This is a genomic window from Anaerolineales bacterium, from assembly GCA_015075625.1.
Classification (GTDB): Bacteria; Chloroflexota; Anaerolineae; order Aggregatilineales; family UBA2796; genus UBA2796.
On record JABTTZ010000002.1, the window covers coordinates 1,210,795 to 1,235,437 of the forward strand.

The 24,643-nt window shown below is 57.8% G+C and carries 22 protein-coding genes; 13 read left to right on the plus strand and 9 right to left on the minus strand.

The window, feature by feature from the left end:
* Window positions 1-180 precede the first annotated feature (180 nt).
* Together HS103_13820 and HS103_13825 are read left to right on the plus strand one after the other, a co-directional pair.
* Entirely contained in the window at window positions 181-666 is a 486-nt protein-coding gene (locus HS103_13820) for a redoxin domain-containing protein (GenBank protein ID MBE7513879.1), read from the plus strand.
* A 15-nt stretch (window positions 667-681) separates the two neighbouring features.
* Window positions 682-1,923, plus strand: a complete 1,242-nt coding sequence (locus HS103_13825; GenBank protein MBE7513880.1) for a glycosyltransferase family 4 protein — start codon at window positions 682-684, stop codon at window positions 1,921-1,923.
* Window positions 1,924-2,018: 95 nt separating this feature from the next.
* Here the strand turns inward: HS103_13825 and HS103_13830 are convergent, their stop codons facing one another.
* The 9 genes from HS103_13830 to HS103_13870 form a co-directional block, all read right to left on the minus strand.
* The gene (locus HS103_13830; protein ID MBE7513881.1) at window positions 2,019-2,954 is read right to left on the minus strand and encodes an ABC transporter permease; all 936 of its coding nucleotides are present in this window, start codon (window positions 2,952-2,954) and stop codon (window positions 2,019-2,021) included.
* Between the two features lie 38 nt (window positions 2,955-2,992).
* Window positions 2,993-4,321, minus strand: coding sequence for an O-antigen ligase family protein (locus HS103_13835; protein ID MBE7513882.1), 1,329 nt, complete (start codon window positions 4,319-4,321; stop codon window positions 2,993-2,995).
* Window positions 4,318-4,707, minus strand: coding sequence for a response regulator (locus tag HS103_13840; protein ID MBE7513883.1), 390 nt, complete (start codon window positions 4,705-4,707; stop codon window positions 4,318-4,320). Before HS103_13840 ends, HS103_13835 begins: the two co-directional genes overlap by 4 nt.
* Window positions 4,704-5,138: a response regulator gene (locus HS103_13845; GenBank protein ID MBE7513884.1), complete on the minus strand. Its 435-nt coding sequence runs from the start codon at window positions 5,136-5,138 to the stop codon at window positions 4,704-4,706. The genes HS103_13840 and HS103_13845 overlap by 4 nt, the downstream gene beginning before the upstream one ends.
* A 53-nt stretch (window positions 5,139-5,191) precedes the next feature.
* Window positions 5,192-7,036 carry a HAMP domain-containing protein gene (locus tag HS103_13850; protein ID MBE7513885.1) on the minus strand — a complete coding sequence of 615 codons (1,845 nt, stop codon included), beginning with the start codon at window positions 7,034-7,036 and terminating at the stop codon, window positions 5,192-5,194.
* Window positions 7,037-7,075: 39 nt separating this feature from the next.
* On the minus strand, window positions 7,076-7,792 hold the full coding sequence (locus HS103_13855) for an ABC transporter ATP-binding protein (protein MBE7513886.1): 717 nt from the start codon (window positions 7,790-7,792) through the stop codon (window positions 7,076-7,078).
* Between the two features lie 96 nt (window positions 7,793-7,888).
* Complete coding sequence (locus tag HS103_13860; protein MBE7513887.1) at window positions 7,889-9,763, minus strand: c-type cytochrome; 1,875 nt, start codon at window positions 9,761-9,763, stop codon at window positions 7,889-7,891.
* Window positions 9,760-10,191 carry a hypothetical protein gene (locus HS103_13865; GenBank protein ID MBE7513888.1) on the minus strand — a complete coding sequence of 144 codons (432 nt, stop codon included), beginning with the start codon at window positions 10,189-10,191 and terminating at the stop codon, window positions 9,760-9,762. The genes HS103_13860 and HS103_13865 overlap by 4 nt, the downstream gene beginning before the upstream one ends.
* Window positions 10,192-10,212: 21 nt before the next feature.
* Window positions 10,213-11,754 carry a hypothetical protein gene (locus HS103_13870; protein MBE7513889.1) on the minus strand — a complete coding sequence of 514 codons (1,542 nt, stop codon included), beginning with the start codon at window positions 11,752-11,754 and terminating at the stop codon, window positions 10,213-10,215.
* Window positions 11,755-11,896: 142 nt separating this feature from the next.
* On the opposite strand from HS103_13870, the gene HS103_13875 reads away from it, so the two are divergent.
* The 11 genes from HS103_13875 to HS103_13925 all read left to right on the plus strand — a co-directional run bounded on the left by HS103_13875 (window position 11,897) and on the right by HS103_13925 (window position 24,634).
* Window positions 11,897-12,271 carry an FHA domain-containing protein gene (locus HS103_13875; protein MBE7513890.1) on the plus strand — a complete coding sequence of 125 codons (375 nt, stop codon included), beginning with the start codon at window positions 11,897-11,899 and terminating at the stop codon, window positions 12,269-12,271.
* Window positions 12,272-12,460: 189 nt separating this feature from the next.
* Window positions 12,461-13,567, plus strand: coding sequence for a hypothetical protein (locus HS103_13880; protein ID MBE7513891.1), 1,107 nt, complete (start codon window positions 12,461-12,463; stop codon window positions 13,565-13,567).
* A 61-nt stretch (window positions 13,568-13,628) separates the two neighbouring features.
* Window positions 13,629-14,027, plus strand: coding sequence for a hypothetical protein (locus HS103_13885; GenBank protein MBE7513892.1), 399 nt, complete (start codon window positions 13,629-13,631; stop codon window positions 14,025-14,027).
* A 45-nt stretch (window positions 14,028-14,072) separates the two neighbouring features.
* Window positions 14,073-14,837, plus strand: coding sequence for a coenzyme F420-0:L-glutamate ligase (gene cofE / locus HS103_13890; protein MBE7513893.1), 765 nt, complete (start codon window positions 14,073-14,075; stop codon window positions 14,835-14,837).
* Entirely contained in the window at window positions 14,785-15,552 is a 768-nt protein-coding gene (locus tag HS103_13895; GenBank protein MBE7513894.1) for a Crp/Fnr family transcriptional regulator, read from the plus strand. Before cofE ends, HS103_13895 begins: the two co-directional genes overlap by 53 nt.
* Window positions 15,553-15,742: 190 nt before the next feature.
* The gene (locus HS103_13900; protein ID MBE7513895.1) at window positions 15,743-16,009 is read left to right on the plus strand and encodes a hypothetical protein; all 267 of its coding nucleotides are present in this window, start codon (window positions 15,743-15,745) and stop codon (window positions 16,007-16,009) included.
* Entirely contained in the window at window positions 16,006-16,731 is a 726-nt protein-coding gene (locus HS103_13905; protein MBE7513896.1) for a VOC family protein, read from the plus strand. Before HS103_13900 ends, HS103_13905 begins: the two co-directional genes overlap by 4 nt.
* Window positions 16,732-16,980: 249 nt before the next feature.
* On the plus strand, window positions 16,981-19,776 hold the full coding sequence (gene recG / locus HS103_13910) for an ATP-dependent DNA helicase RecG (GenBank protein ID MBE7513897.1): 2,796 nt from the start codon (window positions 16,981-16,983) through the stop codon (window positions 19,774-19,776).
* 531 nt (window positions 19,777-20,307) lie between these two features.
* Window positions 20,308-21,498, plus strand: a complete 1,191-nt coding sequence (locus tag HS103_13915; GenBank protein MBE7513898.1) for a branched-chain amino acid ABC transporter substrate-binding protein — start codon at window positions 20,308-20,310, stop codon at window positions 21,496-21,498.
* A gap of 215 nt (window positions 21,499-21,713) precedes the next feature.
* Window positions 21,714-22,823 (plus strand): branched-chain amino acid ABC transporter permease, encoded by a 1,110-nt coding sequence (locus HS103_13920; protein MBE7513899.1) that lies wholly within the window; start codon window positions 21,714-21,716, stop codon window positions 22,821-22,823.
* Window positions 22,823-24,634 carry a hypothetical protein gene (locus HS103_13925; GenBank protein ID MBE7513900.1) on the plus strand — a complete coding sequence of 604 codons (1,812 nt, stop codon included), beginning with the start codon at window positions 22,823-22,825 and terminating at the stop codon, window positions 24,632-24,634. Before HS103_13920 ends, HS103_13925 begins: the two co-directional genes overlap by 1 nt.
* Window positions 24,635-24,643: the final 9 nt, after the last annotated feature.

The window sequence follows — 24,643 nt, forward strand, 5'->3', positions numbered from 1 at the left end:
AAAGATTAAACCTTGTTTTTAGCCCGACGCTAAAGCGCCGGGGACATACGCAGAGAGACGCACGCACTTAATCCGCCTATGAAAACGTCACGGGGGTGACTTTTACAAGTTATTTATGGGCAGTCAGCCGCCCCTTTTGAGATCATTGATCCAGCAATAAGACCCTAGGGGAAAGACTTTATGACGAACAATGATCAACTGCACCCCCAAACCCCTGCGCCAGAGGTTGTCCTCTCCAATGACAAAGGCGAGCGCGTCTCCTTGAGCAATTACAAAGGGCAAAAAACGCTCATTGTCTTTTTTATGCGGGCGTTTAACTGTATGCAGTGTCGCCAATTTGTGAAGAAAATGGCAGAAAATGCGCCCCCCCTTGCTGCCAAGAATATTCAATCTATTGTCATTGGACCCGGCACACGGCAAGAGGCAGAACGGCTTGTTCGGTCTTTGAACACACCGCCCGAACTCGTTGTCCTTCATGATACCGATGGTGAGGCGTACAACACCTTCTCGCTGGATAAGGCGTTCCTCTCCCTTGTTCAGAAAAGCGGGTTATTCCTCATTGACCAAGAAGGAATTTTGCAAAGCGCCATTATCACGGCGAACGCTAACCGCTGGATTTCTGGGCGAGCGTTGGAAGACCTGAAAAAAGAGCTTGCCAACACCTAGCCGCTGTCACTGATCATGCCGCCGCGCCGATCTATTGCCGTTGTCCATCCCTCCTTTGCCGAACGGGGGGGGGCGGAACAGTACCTGATCAATGGATTGACGGGGTTGGCGAGGCGTGGTCACCGGGTCGATCTCTACACCGCCGCCTATGATCACGCCTACTTCCCCGATCCTTCGTCTCTCGGCGTTCGGCTGATCCTACTTGGCGGGCGCGGCTACCATCAGGGGTTCGTCGGGCTGCTGGCGATGCGCCGAACGCTGCGTGAGCGGCTCAGCGCCTATGACGCCGTGATCGCGGTGAATTTTCCCGCCCCGCTGTGGGTGGCGGCGCTCCCCCGTCGGGTGCGGGTGGTGTGGCTTTGCTTTGAGCCAAAGCGCAACCTGTATCCCGCCATTCTCTATGCTGATGCCCCCAATTTCGGCGCACACGGCTACCGCACGGCGCATGATCCCCTCTATCAGGGGTGGTGGGGACGGCTGCGCCTGCTGCGCGATCCCCATGTTTTGCTGCCCTATGGGGTCCGTTCAGCGCTCCAACGCACCCTTGATCAGCGGGCTGCCCGTCGCCCCGATGTGATCCTCACCCCAACACCCTACATGGCGGGGAAGATCAGAGCAATTTATGCACCGAAGGCGGCGGTGATTCCTATTTGGGCGGGAATGGACGCCCCGCCTTTAACAGTTTCAAAGAAGGCTCAGCCCGACGCATTGATCCTCATCCCCACCCGCCTTGAGCCGATCAAAAATGTGATCACGGCGATCCGTGCCGTGAAGCAGCTTGCCGAGACGGGGGAGTTGGGCGGGTTTCGCGTGGTGATCCTCGGCACGGGGAGCGAGGAAGCCTTGCTGCGGGCGGAGGTCACCTCCTTAGGGTTGGGGGCGGCTGTCCAATTCAGCGGGTTCGTCTCGGACACTGAGCGCGACGACTGGTATGATCGGGCGGCGTTCGTCGTCTACCCACCGCTTGCCGAACCGTTTGGGATGCCCGTTGTCGAGGCGGGCTGGCGCGGGCGAGCGGTGATCGCGGCGGATCGGGGGGGGACGGCGGATGTGATCGTTGATGGCGTCACTGGACGGCTTGTCCCTATGACAGACGTTCAGGCGCTGGCGGGGGCGATCCGTGAATGGATCATCTCGCCCGATCTGCCAGAGCGCATGGGCGAAGCGGCACGGACACAGATTGCTGAACGATGTAATTTTCACACGTGGGTAACGCAGATTGAATCCGCTTTAAGTGACGGCGTACAACCTCACTAGATTCTATGGCGATGGGGTTTCTAAGCCCCGAAAGGGTGGTCAATCTTAGCCCGCTGCTTTAGCGGCGGGCGCACACGAGCGCATACCCTGCGCCCCTACTCCACCACAGACCCTCTAAGGCGCGGGTCGGCTAAGAGGGCGATACCCTCGGCAGCCATCCCCGCAATCCCATAAACGATAGCGCTCAAAACGACCACCCCGCCGACAACGGGCATGTCCTGATCGTTCACCGCGCCGAGCAACACTTGCCCAATGCCCGGACGAACGAAAATCATCTCAGTGACGACGGCGCCGCCGATCAAAAACCCCCATTGGAGTGCGGCAGCAGAAGCAATCAGCCCGATTGCCATGCGGAACATATGCCGCCGCCGGATTATTCCTTCGCCCAAGCCTTTGCCCCGCGCCGTCATGACGAACGTCGCCAGGCGCATCTCGCGCAGTGCCGCCGCTGTGATCTGGGCAATGCCCCCCGCGCCCGCAACGCCCAAGACCAAACTCGGCAGAATCAGAAAACGGAGATCAGAGCCGTTCCCCGTTGAAGGCAGCCAGCGCAATCGGACGGCGATCCAGTAAATGGCAAGCGTCCCCGACCAATAGACGGGCGTCGCCAGCGCAAGGATGGCGGCGAGGGATGCCCCCCAACGCACCGCCCGCCGTTCGGAGAGCGCCGCCGCCATGCCGAGGCTGATCCCCACCGTCAGGGTGACGAGCAGTGCCGCACCCGCCAAGAGGAGGGTCGCTCCCAATGGTTCGCGCAGCATATCCAACACCGGACGCCCCGTGATCAGCGAGATACCCAGATCACCCCGCGCTAGATTCGCCACCAAACGGAGGTATTGAACAAGGGGCGGATCAGCTAAACCGAGCGCCTGCCGTCGCGCCTCAATTTGGTTGGCGGTTGCCCCGCTGGCGGCAAGGCGTGCCGTGATCGCATCGCTGGGGATAAGGCAAGAGAGAAGGAAGGCGAAGGTTGCCGCTAACCAAACTGTCACCAGCAGCCGAGCAAGGCGGCGCAGAAGAAAAGACAGCATAGCCCGTTTTCCCGCCGTAAATGTGTTGTAGGCGTATCCTAATAAGTCGGCGTCGTGGGGGGATGCTTCCTTCCAGCGTGTCCTTGCTGCGTTGTCTGTATCCCCATCAGCCCCCACGCTAAGAATACCATCGGAAGAATGGCGTGTGGGTAGTGATCGATCAGCCCAATGGCAAGCAGTGCCGCCGCCCCCGCCGCCACACCAATGGCATAGGGGTCACGCGCCCGCTGCCAGCCCGCCCATCCCCCGCTGATGACAGCCCCTCCCCACAACCCTAACCCGATTAGCCCTAACTCAGCGGCGATGAGTAAGGGGACGTTGTGGACGTTTTGCGCTTGGAGGGTGCGGTAGGGCGAACGAAGCAGCCAATCGCGTGCCTCCCAGGGGAACGCCCCCACACCCACACCTTGCAGCGGCTTTTGGGCAATCAGATCGGCGGCAATCTCAATGAAAATACGGCGATCTGTCGTAGAGCGCAGTTCTGTCGTTTCCCCGCCAACACCCGCCCGCGCCAAGAGAAAGGGGGTGTACCCGACGACAAAGAGAAGTCCCACCACGCCAAGAGCGCCGCCCGCAAGGGCAAGCCGCCGCGTAGCAAGGCGTGGCGCACCCCGCCGCCGCATGGCAAGGCAGATGAGCGCCATCCCACCGAGGAACGCCACCCACGCCCCCCGACTAAAGGTGAGGCACAGCGCCCCAAAGACGACCCCTGCGCACAGCACGCGGACGATTCCCCACCAGCGGGGAAGGGCGGGCGATTCCCCGCCGTACAGCCACGCCGTCATTGCCAAAAGCCCCACCGTTAGGTAGCCAGCAATCACGTTGGGATGGATCGTCAGCCCATAGGGGCGCAGCCAAACCGCCCCTCCCGCCCGAAGGATGCTCATCCCTTTGAAGCCGCTGCGCAGTTCAAATTCCCCGAAAAGGGTCAGCCCTACGGGGTGCTGAAGAAGCGCCTGAGCGATCACGATCACGGCTTGAAAGAGCGCTCCGGCAATGAGAACATGCGCCGCCCGACGCGGCGGGTAGGGGGCGCAGGCGGCAACAACGGCAAACAGAAAGACCAGCAAAAACTGCCCGCCCGCTGTGGCGCTTTGGGTGGGATAGCGCGACCATGTTGGGGAGAACATCCCCCACAGGGCAAACATCCCCAGAAAAAGAAGCATAATCCCTTTCCCGCCGCCAATGGAGGCGGAAAATCCGGGGAAGCCCGCCCCCCCCCACGCAAGCAAGGCGGCGAAGACAAGAAAGGTGATTAGAAAACCGAGGTAATAGGGTTGGCGCGGCAGTTCTGGCGGGCGCAGCCACCAGCCGGCAAGGAGAAGAACAGCATCCAGCGCGAAAAACAATCCGCGTTGGGCGATCACACCCCACCTAGCAAGACGCGCCGCACCTCGCCAACGAAGGCTGTCATATCAAGCGGCTTAGAAAAGTAGCCAGCAAAGCCAGATCGCAGCGCTTTTAATGCCAGATCGGGGGCGTGAAACCCCGTCACGGCAAAACAGGGGATGTCTTTCGTGGTGGGATCGTGCTGAAGGCGATTAAACAGAGTCCAACCATCCATACCCGGCAGGGCAAGATCGAGAATGACAACACGGTAGGTATGTTCGCTGAGGCGCTCAAGGGCTTCTTCGGCGGAATGGGCAAACGATGCCTCAAGGTGGTGGTGACGAAGGATGCGCCTAATGACCTCTTGCCCGTCAGCATCGTCCTCTACGATCAAGATTTGGGGATGGCGAGATGGTTCTGTCATGGTGTACCACTTTCTGTCCGCAGCATATCAAAGCCGGGAATATCAATCAATAAATTCAAAAGCTCACCCATAAAGGTTGCCGCCGTGAGCGGTTTGGTCAGGTAATTATGAAAGCCAGCGGCAATCGCCCGCGTCCGATCTTCTAGAAGGGCATGAGCTGTCAGGGCGATCACTGGAATATCGCGTAGGGTGTCATCCATTTTGAGGATGGTAATCACCCCCCACCCATCCAGTTCCGGCATAGAGAGATCGCAAATCACAAAACGAGGACGCACCTCACGAATACGCTCAATGCCTTCCATCCCATTTTGAGCAGTGGTCACTGCTGAGCCGTAATAGCGCAAGATGCGCGTTGCCACTTCAAGGCTATCCGGTTCATCATCAATGACAACGACCTTCCACCCCATAAGCACTGTTTTTGAAATCGCCATCCTGGTTTTCCCCATCCATTTTTAGACGCATACCTGTACCACCAGCAGCGGGATTACGTGGCTGCTGTCTTTTCCAACTGGGTAGGTGTGGCAGGCTTTAAGGGAAGGGTTACAGTGAAGATGCTGCCTACTCCTATCGCGCTGTGAAGGGTGATTGTCCCTCCCAACAATTTAGTCAACCGCTGACAGATCGCTAACCCCAAGCCCGTACCGCCAAACTGCCGGCGGGTAGAACCATCAACCTGCCGAAATTCTTCAAAAATAATGGTGTGGGCGTGCGGTGGAATTCCGATCCCTGTATCTTCCACTTGGATCATAAATTGATCCGTCCCAAGATGATTTATTCTGAGGGTGACTTTCCCCTCTTTGGTGAATTTGATCGCGTTGGAGAGCAAGTTGCGGGCGATTTTTGTTAGGTGTTCGCCATCGGAAAGAATCATATCAGGGAGGGTTGGATCGAGGAACACCTCAAGTGCCAGATGCTTGTCTTTAGCAAGGATTTCATGCTGGGTCACCCAGATATCGACCAGTGCCGAAAGGGACTGTGGACTTTCGATCATATCCATCCGTCCTGCCTCAATGCGGGAGAGATCAAGAAAATCGCTGATCATTTCTCGGAGTGAGGCAGCGTTCACACCGACCCGTGTGATCATGTGTCGGGCATCGTCGTCCATCTCGCCGCCCATCCCTTCAAGGAGAATACTGGTGAAGCCTAAAATCGCGTTTAGGGGTGTCCGAAATTCATGGGACATGGTGGAGACGAATTCCGCCTTCAGACGGGAGCTTTCATCGGCTTTGTTGCGTGCATAAATCAATTGTTCAGTGCGCATCTGCAAGCGCTCTGCCATGCTGTTGAGGATATTCGCCAGCAGCCCAATCTCATTTTGCTGCGGATTTGAAAGGGTAATCCGCGTATCAAGGCTTTCTTCGCGGAATTTCTCCACACCCTTGCGCAGTTCGCGTAGGGGGCGGACGATGCTGGTTTCGGTAAAGCGGTGATGCCGCACAAGGAGTGTCCCCACAACGACAAAGCCGATCAAATACAGGATCGTCGTCCCCAACGAACTTTGAATCGCCATCCCTAATGGCTGCTCCACAATGACATACCAGGGAACGGTTTTCATACGAGCAGCATAAGCAAGGGCTAATTCACCCTCAAAGCCCTGAATCAGATTAAAAGCACGGGGTATCCCTAACTCTTGAGGGGTCTGCCCGATGCGGTCAGCCACATTGACCCCTTCCAAGACGAGCTCAATATCACGGTAAATGAGGAGTCGCCCATCGCCTTGTGCCACATAGCCCAACCGGTTATCCACCTCGCGGATGCTGGCGACGTTGCTCCACAACCCTGTAATATCGATGCGGGCGATCAGCGCCGCATAAATTTTGTCGTCTTCGTTGTCAATAGGGACAACAATATCGACCATTGGGGCGCCGAGATCAGTGTAAACACCACTGACATAGGTCTGCCGCTTTTGGATGGTCTCTTTCCATGGGATGGGGATGCGGACGTTCACCTGTCCGCGCCCGCTGCGGCGGCGGTCTGCCACCACCGTCCCATTGAGGTTGGCAATGCGCAGCGAGGTGATCACCGGAATACGAATGATCGTATCGCGCAGTGCCAAATCCACCGCCGGAGCAACCACCAACCCATCGCTGACCGCCTTCAGGTCACCATCCACCCGTGCCAAAAATTCATCAAACTCGGCGACCACTGTCCGCGAGAGGTTAATCACATTGGCATGGGCGTTCAGAAATTTGGAGATCGTGTCTGTGATGATCCCCAAGATCAACGCCAAAATTGCCACAATGGTGATCAGCCGCGCACGACTGGAAAGCTGTTCCGCCAGTCGTGTTTGTAAGCCCTCTTGGGGAGGTAATGTGGGTTGGGTCTTCATGCCCCTACTATAACATAAAAGTCGTCGTCATATTACCAATCAGCCTCGCCCCGCCCGCACCGAAAGAATTTGTCCATCCACCAGAGTGAACACGCGCTCCATTTGTTCGGCAATGCTTGGATCATGGGTGACGACCACAACCGTAGTCCCCATCTGCTTTTGAATATCTGCCAATGCCTGAAGGACAACCCCCCCTGCCTCGCTATCAAGGTTGCCGGTCGGTTCATCGGCAAGCAGCAGCGGGGGGTTGTTTGCCAGCGCACGGGCAATGGCAACGCGCTGCTGCTGCCCGCCGGAAAGCTGTGCCGGGCGGTGGCGAAGGCGATCCCCCAAGCCAAGCTGCCCCAAAAGGTCTTTTGCCCGTTTGCGCGGGTTAAACTGCCGCCGGCGGGCAAATTCCAATGGGAGCATCACGTTTTCTAGCGCAGTGAGCGTTGGGACGAGGTTGAAAAACTGAAAGACGAACCCAATTTTTTCATTGCGGATTTCCGTCAGCCGCCCCTCGGAAAGACGGGAAATATCAACCCCATCAATCTCAATCATCCCCTTTGTTGGTGAATCCAACCCGCCCAACAGACCAAGTAGAGTCGATTTTCCGCTGCCAGAGGGTCCGATGATGCTCACCCGTTCGCCGCGATGGATGTCGAGGGTGACTCCGCGCACGGCGTGGATCACTTCCGCCCCAAGCGAGAGGTCTTTCGTCAGATCACGGGCGCGAAGGATGGCTGTTGGGCGGCTGCCGTTTTGGGTTGTCATAGAATCGTATTACTTTCTGTTTGCTGGTAATGGGCGTAGGGCGTTAAGGTGAAATACGCGCTAAGGCGTCTTTCGTTTCAACGGCTCACAAGAGAATCAGGACTTATCCCTAGCCTCAAGCGCCGCCCGCCGCGATTCGTAGTCCTCGTCGCTGAGCCGCCCTGTCGCCCGCAGCCGTTCCAATGCTGCCAATGCCGCCGCCACTTGCCCGCTGTGATCGACGCTTTCGGTGATTTGATCGCGGCGGTTCATCAGCAAAATGATCCCCGCAGTCCCCCCCAAAAGAAACGCCATGAGGGTGATCACGATGGCAAGGACGGGGCGCTGGTCGTTGGTCTCCCCTCGTATGACGACGAAACTGAGCGTTCCGCCGCCGCTGATTGGCTCTCGAAGATCGTAGCGATCATACACCCCTGTATTCAGAGCGATGGGCGTTCCGGCAAGGAAACGCGGATCGCGAATCGCCGCCCGACCCTCGCCGGGGACATTCACCCCCAGTTCCGCCAGACGGTAGGGGATGGGCATATCAAGCGCCACCTCAGCGCCGGTCTCCAGCAAAAATTGAAATTGAAGCGTCGCGGCGACGCCCATCGGCAGCGTAGTGGTGCTGAGAATGGCAGGCGAATCACCACCAACAAGGGTGAATTGTTCCGCCTGATCCGCGCTTAGGTTGACTCCCGTTGCCTCACGTGGGAGCGGCAGCCGAAAGGTGATCGCCCGCCCATCCGCACCCCGTTCGCGGCTCTGGTAAAGGCGATCCCCCACCGTCCGATAGCGCAGGGCAACCTCCACCAGCGCCCGATCCCCTCCGATAAAATCAATGAACAGACGGGCGATCTCAATCTCTACCACGGCGGGATCGTCCGTCAGATCATAGAGGGGGAGAACTAGATCAAGGCTATCGCCACTGGGCGGGGCGGGACGGGGCGTCCCAATTTGGGTGATGCCGTTGTATGCCGCCGAGACAACGTAAATGTAGCCGCCCTGACGGGGGACGTTGGGGAAGCTGAAGGCGCCCGCTGCATCGCTTTTCCTCTCAAGGCGGGTCACCGCCTGAAAGCCCTGCTCCGTTGGGGTGATCACTTCCAACTGGAGGGGCAGCCCTTCACCCAAGCTCAGCGCTGCCCCGGCTGTCCCCGCCGTGATTTTCCCGCGCACCGTGAGCGACGCATCGGAGAATGGCGGCGCGGTGGGCGCGGCAGTGGGCGGGGGCAGACTGACATCTTCGGTGGCGGCGGGGAGCGGTAGGCTTTCGGCGCTTCCCCCGCCAATGACCTCCACATGATCCCAGGCGAGGGAGCGCGTGTAGGCAGCCACCGCCCATCGCTGATCCTCGCTGAGGGTGTCGCTGAAGGCGTGACCTTCAACGCCGCTGATCCCCACCGTGATGCGCCGGAAAAGCGCCGTATCGCTCAGTGTAATCAGCGTTGCCGCGTCGCTGAAATCGGGCATTGTCTTGCCGGAAGCGGCTTTCCCCCCTGCGCCATGACATGCCGCGCACGTTTGCGCCCATACCGCCGCCCCCGTCTGGAGCATCGTCGCCTTGTATTGAAGGGCATAAGCATAGTTCGTCACCTCCCAACGAGCTTGCTCATCCAGCCGTCCGTTCCAGGCGGGCATCAGACACTCGCGTGTGCCGTTGTTTCCGTTCGTAGTCATGGCAAACCACGCCAAAATCGTTTTACTGCGGTTGGCGGTAGGGTCGGCAAGGCGCGGCATAGGGCAAGTGAACGCCCCCGCCGTAAGCCCATCACCCAAGCCCGCCACCCCATGACACGCTGCGCAGCCCTGCTCCCCGCCAAAAATTGCCGCCGCCCGCGCTAAATCAATGCGTCCGCTAGGGCGTCCCACATCGGGGGGGGGCGTCGGGGTGATGGTGGGGAGCGGCGCGGTGACGACGATAGGCGGCTCGTTTGCCAGCCCGCAGGACGTAAGAAGAAGGGCGAGAAGAATGCCCCAAAGACGCCTCACGCGTCCGCGCCCATGCTGTTATAGGCATCACTCATGACGGCTTCCATATGCCGATAGACTTCGCGCCAAGCCTGATCGATGGTTGATGTAAATCCCTCACCGAGGCATGTTTTCACCGCGTAGATGAGCGCCTCGCCGCCAGCACGAAAATCCGCCAGATGGACGCCGTAGCTGCTGTGTCGTTCGGCAAGGGCGTGAATCATCGGCGTCGCCCGCTCCCAATCATCAATGCTGCGGATGATCATCGTCAGCAGTTGGATGAATTTTGCTTTTTGGAGTTTCATATCCTCCTTGAACAGATCACGCAGCAAGGGGTTGATCTCGAACAATTTCTGATAAAAGTGGGTGGAAGCGCAGTCAGGATCGCGCATAAGCTCCATAAACGAGGAAATCACAGCAATGGTTTGTTCGGAAGGAAGTGCTGTCACAGAATGACTCCTTGTATCTCCTTAACGTATGCCCTCGAAGGGCGTCACGCTTTGCAGCCATACGCGGCTAAAAAGACACACAGTGCGTGCCTTCTCATAATTATAAGCAGCGACGCTCACCACGCCTTCCCCTTGGGTGGCGTTGGCATGGATCACCCGTTCCCCATTGACATAGACAACCAACCCATTGCCAATGGCAACGATCAGAACGCGATTTGTCGCCTCGTTTTCGCGGCGCACGGCGGGGAACAGGTCATAGGTGGCGAACCGTGTCTCCTCTGCCGATTCTTGCCGCGCCCCAACGCCCCCCTGTCTATCGAGGTGGACAAAGGTGAAATCGCGGCTTGTCACCGCCCGAAATTTGAAAGCACAGGCGGTATTCTCGCTATCCGTCTGCCACGAGACGGCTGCCCCATAGATCAGATCGCGGGTTGTCTCGCCACGCCCTAAGGGGGTAAAGACAATCCCCCCAGGGAGGCTGTTTGTCACATATGCCTCTGGGATGGCAAAGCGCGATTGAAGGCTGCTGGAAAACATCCTCGCCGCCCGTAACTCAGTGAGGATCGCTTCTGGTGTACCTTCCCATGCTATAAGCGAGAGCGGCGGCTCGATGGGTGCGGCGGCAGGGGGCTGTTCGGGCGCTTGGCTGAGAATGATCCCATCAAAACTGACCGCCGCGCGGGTTGCCTCCCCATCCGTCCCTACAAGGACACCCACCAAGCCGCCCTCTGGGTAGCTTTCATCGGCAACCTCAAAGATCGGCGCCCCATTCACAAAGAGCGTGAAGGTTTCCCCCACCGCCCGCATTCCCAAAGTGAAGGTTTCCGAAAGCGGTGTTGGCAGCGGACGCCAGCCCCGAATCGTCGTTAGGATGCTGTGGGTACTTTTGGCAAAGCGCCAGCGCCCGTTGGAATCGACACTAAAGACATACCCGTTCAGTCGCTCACCACCACTGCCCTGAGCGCTCCCCCGAAAAATCAGCCCGCTGACCCACCGCCCATTACGCGGATCAGGGGTCATCGTCGCTTCGTAGTAGCCATCGCGGATTGGGGGTAAATCGCCCGCTTCTGTCCAAGCGAAGGAGTCCACCCCTTGAATAGTCACCGTCAGCCGCCCGCCGCCAATCACTGCCGACGCCGCCGAAGTCCGCCACACGCGAAAGCGGCTGGTGGCGGTTGGATCGAACGTCTCGGCAAAGGTCACCATCCCAAACCCAGGGGAGAGTGTCAAAGCGAATTCCCCCTGTGTGCTGGCGAATTCTGGGGCAGCGGCAACGACCACCGTGTACAGCCCATCGGCGGGAAGTTCGGCGTCGTCAATGCCCGCTGTGCGGTAGCTAGGGTATGTCCCCTCGACAATCACCGCCCCATCAGCGGCAAGCAGCCGCAGAGAAGGGATAAGATCGCCGCTGATTGCCATTGCTCGAAGGGAAAGCCGCGTCCCGCCGCGCCCCTCAATATGCCAACGGGAGTCGCCGCCGGCGGGAATCATCCCCCGCACGGCTTGTAGCGCTGTGAGCGGGGGCGGTTGGGCAGCCGTTGGGGATGTGTCTAACCACCCCATCGCGCCAGCGCCGATTATAAAACAAAAAAACCATCGCCAACGTCTCATAGGTGGGGGATTATAGCGCACCCTCGTGAGTTTGCGCTGTGTGGTACAATGCCCAATTAAACTACCCAAACATGAATTCACCAGATGAGGGGTTGTGAGCCGAGAACGTTTCAGCATCACCTTCATGAGCGGACCGCTTGACGGAAAAACGATGGAATGGACTGTTCCTTCCACTACCAAACCGTTCGTCCTCCCTATTGGACGGGCAGAGGGAAGTGCCATTCATATTGGCTATGATTCGCAAGTCTCCCGCATCCATGCCAATGTGATTTACGCGATAGTCGATGATTTATTTTTCTTAGAAGACCTCGGCAGCCGGAATGGAACACATCTAGGACAGGTACGTATTCCCCAAAACGAACGTGTCCCACTGATCATTGGCGAACTGTTCCGCATTGGGCGAACATGGCTGCGTATAGACCCCGAAACCGTTGAGTATGAGGACGATTTCGATGATATACCCTTTTAACTGCTCCCATACGCGAAAGCATATAGGCTGAAAGCAGCCGCCCTTCAGGGCTTAGGAGGCAAAATACCACATCCATTTTGCCCCTTTTTTACCCCTCTCCCAAAGGGACGAGGCGGCAAGTGTGTGACGTGTAGAGAAGGAACACGCGAAGGAAAGGAAAAGGGGGAATCCATATCATTGGAAGGCTTTTTGACGCAAACCATCCGCCGTCGCGCTCGCAATGAATTCATCATCGGGGTTGTTATCCTCATCGGCGTGATCGCAGCCGTCGTCATCTTTCGGCGCTACCTTGTCAACTTTGTGCGCGGGGCGCAGCCCTACACGCCTAGCCAAGTTGCCGCCATTCAAAACCCGGAGGAAGGACTCACCTATTGGGTGACGACGACGGGGGCGGCTGCCTATGAAACGGGCTGGGAATTGATCTCCCGCAGTTCCCGCAGCGGCACAGAGCGCGTCGATGGGCATTATATAGCCCTTGATATGGGCGGACAACTGCTGCTTGTCTATGTCAATGGCAAAGCGCCCGATCCTCTCCCCACCACGTATACCGGCACGTTGGAGACGATTCCCGCCAACGTTCAAAGCGAGGTGATGGAGAGCATTTTCCGCGACGATCCCACCCTTCGTCAGGCGTTTTTGCCCTTCATGATGAACACCCGCGATTTTCGTGGTTCGGGCATTCTTGGCTTAATACTTGGCGGCATTATGGGCGCGGTGGGCATTGTCTCGATTGTGCGCGGCATCACTCACAGCGCTACACCCTTTGCCCATTCGGCAATGAAATCCCTCCAACGGTTCGGTATACCGGAACAGGTTGCCCCCTCGGTGGATGCCGAGATGGGCGCTCCCCACACCACGATTGGCGGGACGCACATCACTCCCCATTGGGTGGTGGTCAACACGAATGGCACATTGCAAATTACGAAACTGAGCGATATCGTGTGGGTCTATCTCACCGTGACGCAGCACCGCACAAACGGGATTCCCACCGGAAAAAGCTATGAGGGCGTCGTTTTTGACAAACACAAGGTACGCATTGCCCTGAAGGGAAATAAAGAACAGATTGAGGCGGCGCTCATGGCGGTGGGCAAGGGAGCATCCTACGCCATTTTTGGCTACAACAAAGCCATTGAGGAGATTTGGAAACGCCGCCCAGAGGCGCTCATTGCCGAGGTTGCCCGCCGCCAAGCTGAAAACAAGGATACGACAAGCGCCAATCCCGCCGATGCTGCCGGTGGCGCTCCTTCGGTAAGCCTGATCGAGTCGTTGGGTGGTGGGGAGCGCTTGACGGGATAATCATGGAGATTAATCACAGGTGATCACCGCCAGTAAACCAGTCTATGGAGAAAAACGAACAATGAATCGTGCGAAAGCTGTCCTTGTGGTGCTGATGATCCTCAGCACCCTGCTGATTGGCTGTTCCAACACGCCCTCGTTGGTTGGCGTGTGGTGTCCGACGAAACAGCAGCTCCAACAAGGCAGCACACTCACCGATATGCCGCTGGATGTTGCCAGCCGCACCGAATACACCGCCGATGGCTTGTTTTACTCTGGCGATAGCACAAACCGCCGCTTGAACACGGGGAAATATCAGCTTTTGGACGGCGGGAAAAGCGTTCTCTTGAGCTATGTTTCCGGTCCGAATGCCGGACGAGAGACGATTTTCGAGCTCACCATCAATGGTGACACGGCGATCTCGCGGGGGACGCGGACGGATGGTACAACCGTCCTAGTCACCTCGGCACGCTGCAACTGAAACGAAAGACTAAAAAATCATGCCTATAGGCGAGGATGATCAACCATGATCACCATCACTCCCATCCCCGCTATCCCGCTCATCCAAGCGGGGGACGATCTCCCCGCGCTGATTGCCGACGCGCTGCAAAACGCTGGAATCATCCTTGAAAATGGGGATGTCCTTGTGATCACCTCGAAGATCGTGGCGAAGGCAGAGGGGCGCTTCGTTGACCTGCGGACGGTGACGCCCTCTCCCCGCGCCGAGGAAATCGCCAGCGCAACAGGCAAAGACCCGCGCCTTGTGGAAGTTGCCCTCGGTGAAATTCAAGAGATCAGCCGGATGCGGATGGGCGTCCTGATCACCCGCCACCGCTTGGGTTTTGTCTCGGCAAACGCGGGGATTGATCATTCCAACGTTGGCACAGAGGGCGAGGAGGTGATCCTCTTGCTGCCTACCGACCCCGACGGCGCGGCGCGACGCTTGCGAGAGGGCATCGCCGCCCGCTTGGGCAACGCTCCGGCAGTGATCATCAGCGATACGCACGGACGCCCGCACCGCTTAGGAAATGTTGGCGTGGCGGTCGGCGTGGCGGGCATACCCGCTCTGCTTGACCTGCGCGGGCGGGCGGATTTATTTGGGCGGAAATTGCAGTACACCGATGTGGGCGTGGCGGATGAGCTTGCCGCCGCGGCTGATCTCGTCAGTGGGCAAGCGGGCGAAGGGCTGCCCGTGACCTTGATTCGCGGCTATCGCCCGCCCGAAGGCACGCCAGAGGATGGACGCGCCGCCGACCTCTACCGTCCGCTGGCTATGGACTTGTTCCGCTGAGAGGTATTTTCTGGTGGGAACTCTCGCCGAGGCATTCGTCGCCTCAGAATTTTTTACCGATCTCAGCCCGCCCACCCGCCAACGCCTTATTGAATCCGCCCGCCCCCGCACCTTTCAGGCTGGGGAACTCCTTTTTGTGGAGGGCGAGTCGGCGGCATCCTTCTTTTTGGTCATCAGTGGGCGGGTGCGGCTGATCCAGCACAGCCTGAGCGGAAAAGACACCACGCTGGCGATCTTTGTCCCCGGCGATGTGATCGCCTTTGTTGTTGCCCTGACGGGGGATCGTTATCCGGGCAGCGCCGAGGCGCTGGAAGCCGTCACCGCCGCCCAAGTCCCCGGCACGATTCTGTGGACGGTCTTGGCGGAGTGTCCGGCGCTCGCCCTACGGGCGCTGAAGATAACGGCTACCCGTCTGCACGAGGCTTATGAACGCATCCGTGAACTGAGCGCTGAACGTGTTCAACAGCGGATTGCCCGCACTCTGCTGCGCTTGGCGCAAAAGGTGGGTGTTCCAGAGCCAAACGGGGCGCTCCGTTTGGAGATGCGCCTGAGCCGGCAAGATTTGGCGCAGATGAACGGCACAACACTGGAGAGTGTCAGCCGGACGTTGAGCGCGTGGGAGACAACGGGTATCGTCAGCATCGGACGGGAGTGGGTGACTCTGTTGAAGCCCCACGAACTGACCGGTTTAGCCGAGGATATGCCACACCAATGAGAGGGACTTTATATTATATACACGCCGCACCGTCCTCCCCCACACGGTGAGTCGAGGCGTCTTTGGGGGCGTTTTAGGGGGACTATTCAGCCGTATCGTCATCGGGGCATTCTATGGTCAGTCGCCATTTACGGTTGTCCCCCTCCGCTTTTTCTAGGGGGGGATTCTTGGCGGCGGCGTTGGGGCGTGTATGGGTGTAGCACTGGCGTTTGTCTCTCTGGTATTCTTTCGCCCTATTCGTAACAAAACCATCTACCGCATGGTGATGGCAGTGATGGGGTTCATTGTTACGTTTGCCTGTCTGACGCTCTTTACACGAAATTTTATCATCGCCTGGCTTGCCGAATTTTGGGCGGGGGTCTTTCCCACCCTGTGGGATTCCTGTCTTGCCATCCTGCTGAGTCAGCTTGTTGTCAAAATCTATATTCACCAATGGAGTGTTCCACGCAAACCATGATCGCCATCACCTTTACCCTTGAGTCGGGCGAAACTCATTCCGGGGAGATGGATGCCCTTGCCATTGTCCACGAGGCGATGGAAAAATTCCTGCCGGAAGGGTTCATGCACAACCAGCGGATCAGCATCTACGAGCCAACCTCTGGCGATTTGATCTACCCTGATATGTTTATTGGAGAAATTGCCGAGCATTATGGTGCGGCGGCTTTGAAGATCGTCGCCAAAAGGCTGGACGCCGCTACCGAGCGCCACTGGCGCAATGTCGGCTTTGACCACCTTGCCCTGACGATGGCAGACCGCAAGGCGGCGGTGGATTTCTTTGCACGGGGGCTAGGGATGCAAATCATCCGTGACGATTCACATATATCCGTTGTCACAACGGGGAATACCTCGCTCTTTTTCTTTGATGCCGAGCCGGGCAAGCCCCTTACCGATGGGATTCCAAGCCGGATTCATCACCTCGGCTTCGTGGTGGACGATCTAGAGGCTGCCTATGCCCACTTGCGACGCAGCTTTCCCAATTTTGCTTCAGCCTTCACCCTTTTGGAGCGGTTGGAGCGCTGGTCGCTTTATGGACGCGTCGCCTTTGGGGAGATGGCGTTTCTTATCCAGCTTTCGGAGATCAAGCCCGATTTTCGGGGCTTTGACGATCCGCGCCTGTATGCCGACATCATGTACAACTATGCCAGCCGCCATTATGGGGTGCGCTTTATGCCGGGCTAAGGCTCAGCGTGGGCGGACGCACACAGGTAGAACGCCGGGCTAAAGCCCCCGCGCTAGGAATAACCACCCCTTCGGGGTTTGGAAATCCCAATGGCGCATCGGTAGAGGCGCGTGGTATGCGCCCGCCCCCGCCTTAAATAACGATGTTGAAATCAGAGAAAACACTCGTTCTATTCGCTCTTTCCTGTTACAATTGGCGCGAGATAACCAGATAACGTCAGCGATGAATGGTAAAGGCGCATAGATACAATGCCCTCGGCACTTGAAACCCTCGTCAAAATTCTGAAGCTAGAACAACAAAATGACTGCGATGGGACGGCGTTGATCGGCGGACTCTCTGGCTTTCACGCCTTTGCCGAAAACTGGGCGCGGGATGCCCACACCCAAGCGAAAAAGCCTGAACATCACAGCCTTGTCGATGAGTTGTCCGAGTCAATCCGCCGCTATGCGCAGATGCCCGATAGCAGGGAACGCGCCGCCTTGATCCGGCACATGTTAGGGCGAATCATGGGGCGCATCCCCCCGCCAGCAGAGACCCCGACAGCAGCCACCGCTACCGCCCCAGCACAAACAGCCTCACCACCAGAACGAAAACCCTTTCCCAAGCGGGATTTGCCCCCTGCCGGGGGAAAACTCGCCTTTCCCAAACAGGGTGAGGGTCAGCCAAACCGCCCTTCTCCACAAAACGCGCCGAAGGAGGGTAAGGAAAGGAAAGAGGGTAAAGACAGCGCTCCCCACCATGGCAAACCCTCCACCCCGCAGCGAACACAAGGGCAGACTGAGGCACGGGGAAATCATGGGTTCAACCGCATTGAAGAGAGCATCTCGTTTCAGAATGATGATCCCGATGCCCCTGCCATCTTCGCCAACCACGAGGGATCAACACCAAGGAGCGAGCCGCGTTTAGCCCGTCCGCCGCGTGCGTCGCGCCCCCCGCGTGACCCACAGGAGGAAGCGTCCTTTTACGAACGCCTTTCCCTACCTGTGATCGGGATCAAGGGTATCGGACCGAAAATTGGCGAAAAGCTCTCAGCGTTGGGGCTGGAGAGCATTCGCGATTGGCTCTATTTTTTTCCTCGGCAGTATGTGGACTACACGCAACTGCTCCCCTTGCGACGAGTGCAGCCCAACCAACAGGTGACGGTACTAGGAACGGTGCGCAGCGCGGCAATCATCAAAGGGCGGCGCGGCGTCGATGTCTTGAATGTCACCCTTGATGATGGCACAGGGACGATCACTGCCTCATTTTTTGGGCAGCCTTACCTGATGAGCAAATTCCAGCGTGGGACACAGGTTGTCTTTAGCGGAAAGACGGGGATTTATCTAGGGCGGGTGACCATGGATAACCCAGAATGGGAGCCCATCGAGCAAGAGGCGCTCCACACCCGACGAATTATCCCCATCTACCCTCTGACGAAAGGCTTATCGGCGCACTCGATGCGCCGTCTGAGCGCAAAGGTGATCGAGACGCACACTGCCGATATGCCCGATTATATGCCGCTCCCCATCTTGGAGCGCCTCGCCCTTTCCGATCTCTCTTGGGCGCTTCGGCAGTTGCACGCGCCGGATTCGTGGGAGGCGCTTGACCACGCCCGCCGGCGGGTGGCGTTTGATGACCTGCTGATGCTCCAAGTGGGGATGCTGCGCAACCGCCGCACATGGCAATCGCTGCCGGGGATCGCGCTGCCGGTTGCCCATACGTGGTTGTACACGATCTCTGGGGCGTTCCCCTTCGCGCCGACAAACGCCCAAAAACGCGCCATTGATGCGATTCGAGCGGACATGGCTAAGCCCATCCCGATGAACCGCCTCTTGCAGGGGGATGTTGGGTCGGGGAAAACACTGGTCGCCACTGTCGCCTTGCTCATTGCCGTTTCCGGGCGGGCGCAGGGGGCGATCATGGCGCCAACAAGCATCCTTGCCGAACAGCACTACAAGAGCATCAGCCGCCTTATCGCTGGAATCTTGGTGGGAATCGGGCTGCCAGAAAAAGCAATTCGCGTCGCCTTACTGACGGGGGCAACGCCCGCCGCCGAACGCGCCGCTATCTTAGCCGGCTTGCGGGAGGGGACGATTCACATTGCGATTGGGACACATGCCCTGATTCAAGAGGGGGTGAACTTTGCCCGTTTGGGCGTGGCGATCATTGATGAGCAGCACCGTTTTGGCGTGGAGCAGCGCGGAAAACTACGCGGGAAAGGCGAGAATCCCCATCTGCTGGTGATGACCGCCACACCGATTCCGCGTACATTGGCATGGACGCGCTATGCTGACCTTGATCTGACTATCCTAGATGAACTCCCGCCGGGGCGGACACCGATCACAACAAAAGTGATCTCCCCAAACCACCGCGAATACAGCTATAACTTCATCCGCAGCCAAATCCGCTTAGGGCGGCAGGCATTCATCGTCTACCCCCTTATAGAGGCGGATGCTGAAAAGGGCGAGAAGGATTTGGCAAAGGCGGCGGTGGCTGAGTATGAGCGCCTTAGCCAAGAGATTTTTCCCAACCTGCGGCTTGGGCTGCTGCACGGACGGCTTTCCCCAACGCAAAAAGATGCCGTGATGGATTCCTTCAATCGCGGCGAGCTTGATATTCTCGTTTCGACCACAGTGATTGAGGTGGGCATTGATGTGCCTAACGCTAATGTTATCCTCATTGAGGGAGCGTATCGCTTCGGGCTGGCGCAGCTCCATCAACTGCGGGGGCGCGTGGGGCGCGGCGAATATTCTGGCTTCTGTATGCTGGTCGATGAAGAAACGCCCTCTGAACGACTTGCCGTGATGGAGGAAGTCACCGATGGGTTTCGCCTTGCCGAGATCGATTGGGAACAGCGCGGGGCGGGCGAACTGCTTGGCACACGGCAAAGTGGGCGCGGCTTCGAGATGGGCAGTTTTATGAACGCCCACGTCGTGGAACTGGCACAGTTGGAGGCACGCACACTCTATGCCGAAGACCCCGACCTCGAACTACCTGAACATGCGTTGCTGCGTGCGGAGATTGAGCGTATCTTTGGCAAGGCAGCCCCCACCGATGTGAGCTAAGGGGGCGCGCACTCAGGTGCGCCCCCGCTGTTCCGCCTGTCGCCCGCCACTAAAGCAGCGGGCTAGGAGTAACCACCCCTTCGGGGCTTGCCCCCACCCCATGACAGAGACGGGGACTCTCTTCCCCTTTCCCTGTCTACGGGGAAAGGCGACTGCTGCGCAGTAACCGGGGGGGATAGGGGTTCTGAGCCAAACACATCAACTCAGCCAAGTTGGTCACTTTTGAGTTTACCCCTTCTTGGTCGGTATTCTTTTTTCTATTTGCGGACACGCCGCCTTTCAGCCCCGCACCCATTGCCCCGTGATGACCCCCCGTTGATCTTGTCGAAACTGCCCAAATTTTTCCTAATCTTTTTTGGAAGATGACTTTCTTGACAGCGCATTATGATTCGTTTATATTTGCCCCCACAACAGGCAGAATAACTGCTTGTGTTTATGGTTCACACCAAAAACTTTCCTAAACTGAGGGAGACCTGTCTGATGAAAGTATCTAAACTTTTTGCGATTGCTCTTGTCGTGGCATTGTTGGGGATGGGCTTTGCTGCCGCTCCTGCCGCTGCCCAAGATGCGAAGGTGATCAAGATTGCTTCGCACAGCCCGCTCTCTGGTGGTCAGGCGCTGCTTGGCACAGCCATTCGTAACGGCGTTGAACTTGCCGTCGAACAATTGAAGCAGCCCCTCATCGATGCTGGTTTCACCGTTGAATTCGTCCCCTTTGATGATCAAGCAACCCCCGATGTCGGCGTTTCCAACGCCCAGAACATTGTCAACGATCCGGCGATCCTCGCCCTCGTTGGTCACCTGAACTCTGGCGTGGCGATTCCCTCCTCGGAAGTGTATAACCGCGCTGATTTGGCGATGGTCAGCCCCGCCAACACGAACGTCAAGGTGACGGATCGCGGCTACCCAACAGTCAACCGCGTTTGCGGGCGTGACGACGCGCAAGGCGCGGCGGGTGCGCAGTATGCCCTTGAGACGCTCAATGCCAAGACCGTTTACGTCGTCCATGACAAGACCGCCTACGGCGAAGGTGTGGCCACCTTCTTCCGCGATGCGATGCTTGCCGGTGGTGCAGAAGTCCTCGGCTTTGAAGGCACGACGGAAACCTCCAACTTCGATGCGATCATTACCCCCATCGAAAGCGCCAACCCCGATTTGATCTACTTCGGCGGCATCTACAACCAAGCCGCTGTGTTCTTCAAGCAGGCACGCGATAAGGGTGTCGAGTCGCAGTTCATGGGTCCCGATGGTATGGATGGCTCTGACCTGACCAAGATCGCTGGCGAAGCCGTCGTTGGCTTGGTCTACACCAGCGCTGCTGGTCCCGCCTCGATCTACCCCGCCGCTGCGCAGTTCATTGTTGACTACGAAGCCAAGTTCGGGATCAAGCCGGAAGCCTACGCTGCGGAAGGCTATGCCTCTGCCCAGATCGTCATGGCTGCCCTGACCCAACTGATCAGCGAGAACGGTGGCGCACTGCCGACCCGTGCCGATGTAGCGAAGGCCGTCCGTGCGACAGCCGATTTTGAGACGATCATCGGGAAGATCAGCTTCGATGCGAATGGCGACCCAAAAGTGGCGACCTACTACATCCTCTCAGTCAAGGATGCCGATCCCGCCAAATGGGGCGAGAACGAATTGATCAGCTCCGTCACGGCTCCTTCACCCTTGACGGCTGCCGAGATGATGGAAATGACGCCGGAGCCGACCAAGAGCAACTAACCCTCACCCTAAGGGGCTAACGCTCAGTGTCGCTTTAGGCGATCTGTAAGGTATAGGGGAGACGCACAACAAGGCGTCTCCCCTTTCATATCCGCACTCTCGACGGAGTTAAAGACACCATGCCCGCGTCGCAACGCGCTTTAAATTGGATAGTTCAGTATATTTTGAGACCGCTTGGACAAATACTGCTTTTTGTTGTGCTGTCCTCGGTGGTTATGTCGCTGGTTGCTATTGGGATCAGCCTGCTGCTGCGCTCAGATTGGCACGGGATCGACCTCCTGCGAGTGCGTCCCCGAACGGATTTGTTCGAGACAACGCTTAGGCTGCTCCCGAACATCTTGGTCGATGGCATCTCAGTTGGCTTTTTGTATGCCGTCATCGCCCTCGGCTATACGATGGTCTATGGCGTCTTACGCTTCATCAACTTCGCCCACAGCGAGATTTTCATGGTTGGTGGGGTGATTGGCTTTGAAGTCTTGATGCTGCTCAATCACGGGGCGGAAGGCGGCGCATTAGAATCGCTCTCCCCGGTGTTGGTCATCTTGGCGATGCTCCTCGCCGCAATGCTCTTTTCCGGTGGGCTGGCGGTGGTCGTGGAGCGTGTTGCCTATAAGCCGCTGCGTAACGCCCCCAAGCTCGTCCCGCTCATCTCCGCTATCGGCGTCTCGCTGCTCCTCCAAGACCTCGTGCGGGCAACGCAGGAACTTCGCCGGGGAGCCTTTAATATGCCGTACCCGCTCGATGATTTCATGAAATTTGCGGCTGTTAACCGCCAGGGGAAGGCAATTCAAGTTCCCTTTTTGCAGCAGCGCGTCCCCCTCATTGGCGATGTCTCGACAAATATGACAACCGTCGTCATCGTCATCTCGGCCATCTTGATGGTCTTGGCGCTGAACTACTTTGTGAACGCCACGAAACTCGGCAAGGGTATTCGCGCCGTCTCCCAAGATCAAACCACCGCCTCCCTGATGGGGATCAACGTGAATCAGATGATTACCCTCACCTTTCTGATTGGTGGTGCGCTTGGCGGCGCGGCGGGCGTCTTGTTTGGCTTGAAGGTGAGCAACATCTCTCCCTATATTGGGTTTGCGCCCGGCTTGAAGGCGTTCACCGCCGCTGTTTTGGGCGGTATTGGGAACATCACGGGGGCGCTTTTGGGGGGCTTGCTCCTCGGCTTGATTGAGGCGTTTTTCTCCTCACTGCTGCCCTCCTTCCCGGCACTTGGCACGGGGTACACTGATATTTTTGCCTTTTCGGTCTTGATTCTCGTCTTGTTATTCCGTCCCTCAGGGTTGCTCGGCAAGCGGGAGGACGAAAAAGTCTAATGACACTCCAACCGTCTACTATAAGCACGTCGTCCGTTATTTTTGAGCGGCGCAGCCTCGTTTTTTACGGGATCGTCCTGATTCTCGCTTTCTTGCTCATGCCCTTGCTAAGTCCCTCCGTACAGGGCTTGGGCAATGTCACCGGGCGCGAGATGTACAGTGTGGCATTTGGGGGGCTGGCGGCGCTTGTCTTTCTTGTGCCGGTGGCGGGCGTCCTTGCTCTGATCGCACGCTTCCTTCTCCGCGAAGGGGAGAAACCCTCACTGGTGGAGAACGTGATTACGATTGCTGGCGGGATTGCTGTTGGCTATGCCCTCATTGCCCTTCAGACCCTTCTGACGCGGGCAAATGGCGATGTGGGTGTTGCTCTCAACTCGGCGGGGATGGGCATCTGGGTGACGCTGATCATCGGGCTTGCCCTGCTTGGCACACGGGTTGCCCCGCGCATGAGCTTTGCCTTCGGGTGGATAGCCTTCGCCTTTGTCTTTATGCAGTTCCTCCGGCGCGATATGCAGTTGTTCTCCTTCTGGGCGGCAGTTGCCTTTCCGATGCTGATGATCTCGCCCTTTTTCGTCCTTGATATGCCCATCAAAGGCTGGACAAAAGTGGTCATCTGCCTGCTGGTGACGCTCATCTTGCTGCCGCTGATCGGGATTAAAGACACCACCTTCCTCAACATCCTAATCGACATCAGCATCTACGGTGTTATGGCCGTGGGGCTGAACATCGTGATCGGCTTTGCGGGCTTGCTCGATCTGGGCTATATCGCCTTTTTCGCTGTCGGTGCATACCTGTGGGGCATGGTCACTTCGACACAGGGCGACACGATCTTTCAGGTGAATGGGGCGTTGGTCTCCCCCAACGCGATCTGGCTGTTCCTCTTTTTGGGGGTGATTGCGGCGGGTGTGGCCGGTATTCTGCTTGGCTTGCCCGTCTTGCGTCTGCGGGGGGATTACCTTGCCATTGTGACGCTTGGCTTTGGGGAGATCATCAAAACGCTCGTCAGCAATTTGGGGAACGTCTCCAGCAGCCCACTGACGAAGATCAACCTGACCGGCGGGGCGCAGGGGCTGCCGGGCATCCCGCATCCCGACTTTCCCCAATTTCTCTATGACATTGTGCGCTCAGTGGCAGAATTAATTGGCAGGCGCGATCTGACCAGTTCACAGTTGGATGGCATTGTCTTGCAAGTTGCCTTCTATGGCTTATCGCTCTTTATTGGGGTCCTGGCGGTGGTGGTCACGGCGCGGCTGGATAACAGCGCCATTGGGCGGGCGTGGACGGCAATCCGCGAGGACGATGTGGCAGCGCAGGCGATGGGCATTCCGCGTGTGCGGATGAAACTGCTGGCGTTTGCGATGGGTGCGTCGTTTGCCGGGGCGATGGGTGTGATCTTTGCTACGAAGCAAACGTTTATCGACCCCAAAAGCATTGAGTTCACGAAATCGATTCTGATCCTCGTGATCGTCATCGTCGGCGGGATGGGGAGTATTCGGGGGGTACTGTTAGGGGCGGTGGTCGTCACCTTGCTCAATCAGTTGATCCTGCCCTTCTTCTCCCTTCAGGTGAATACGCTCAAAAACGCCAAGTACATCATCCCGATCATCCAGTTGGAGTTTGAAAAGTGGCCTGCCGCCCTTTCTCCTGAACGCTATCAGCAGTTCGTCTTTGGGCTGCTGCTGATCATCATGATGATCTTCCGCCCAGAGGGCATTTTTCCGGCAAAGCGACGCAAACTGGAAATGCACAGCGAAGACGAGCCAGAGATCGTTCCCGCTGCCACGCCCGCCAACACGGCACCGGGCGCCTAACAGGGAGAG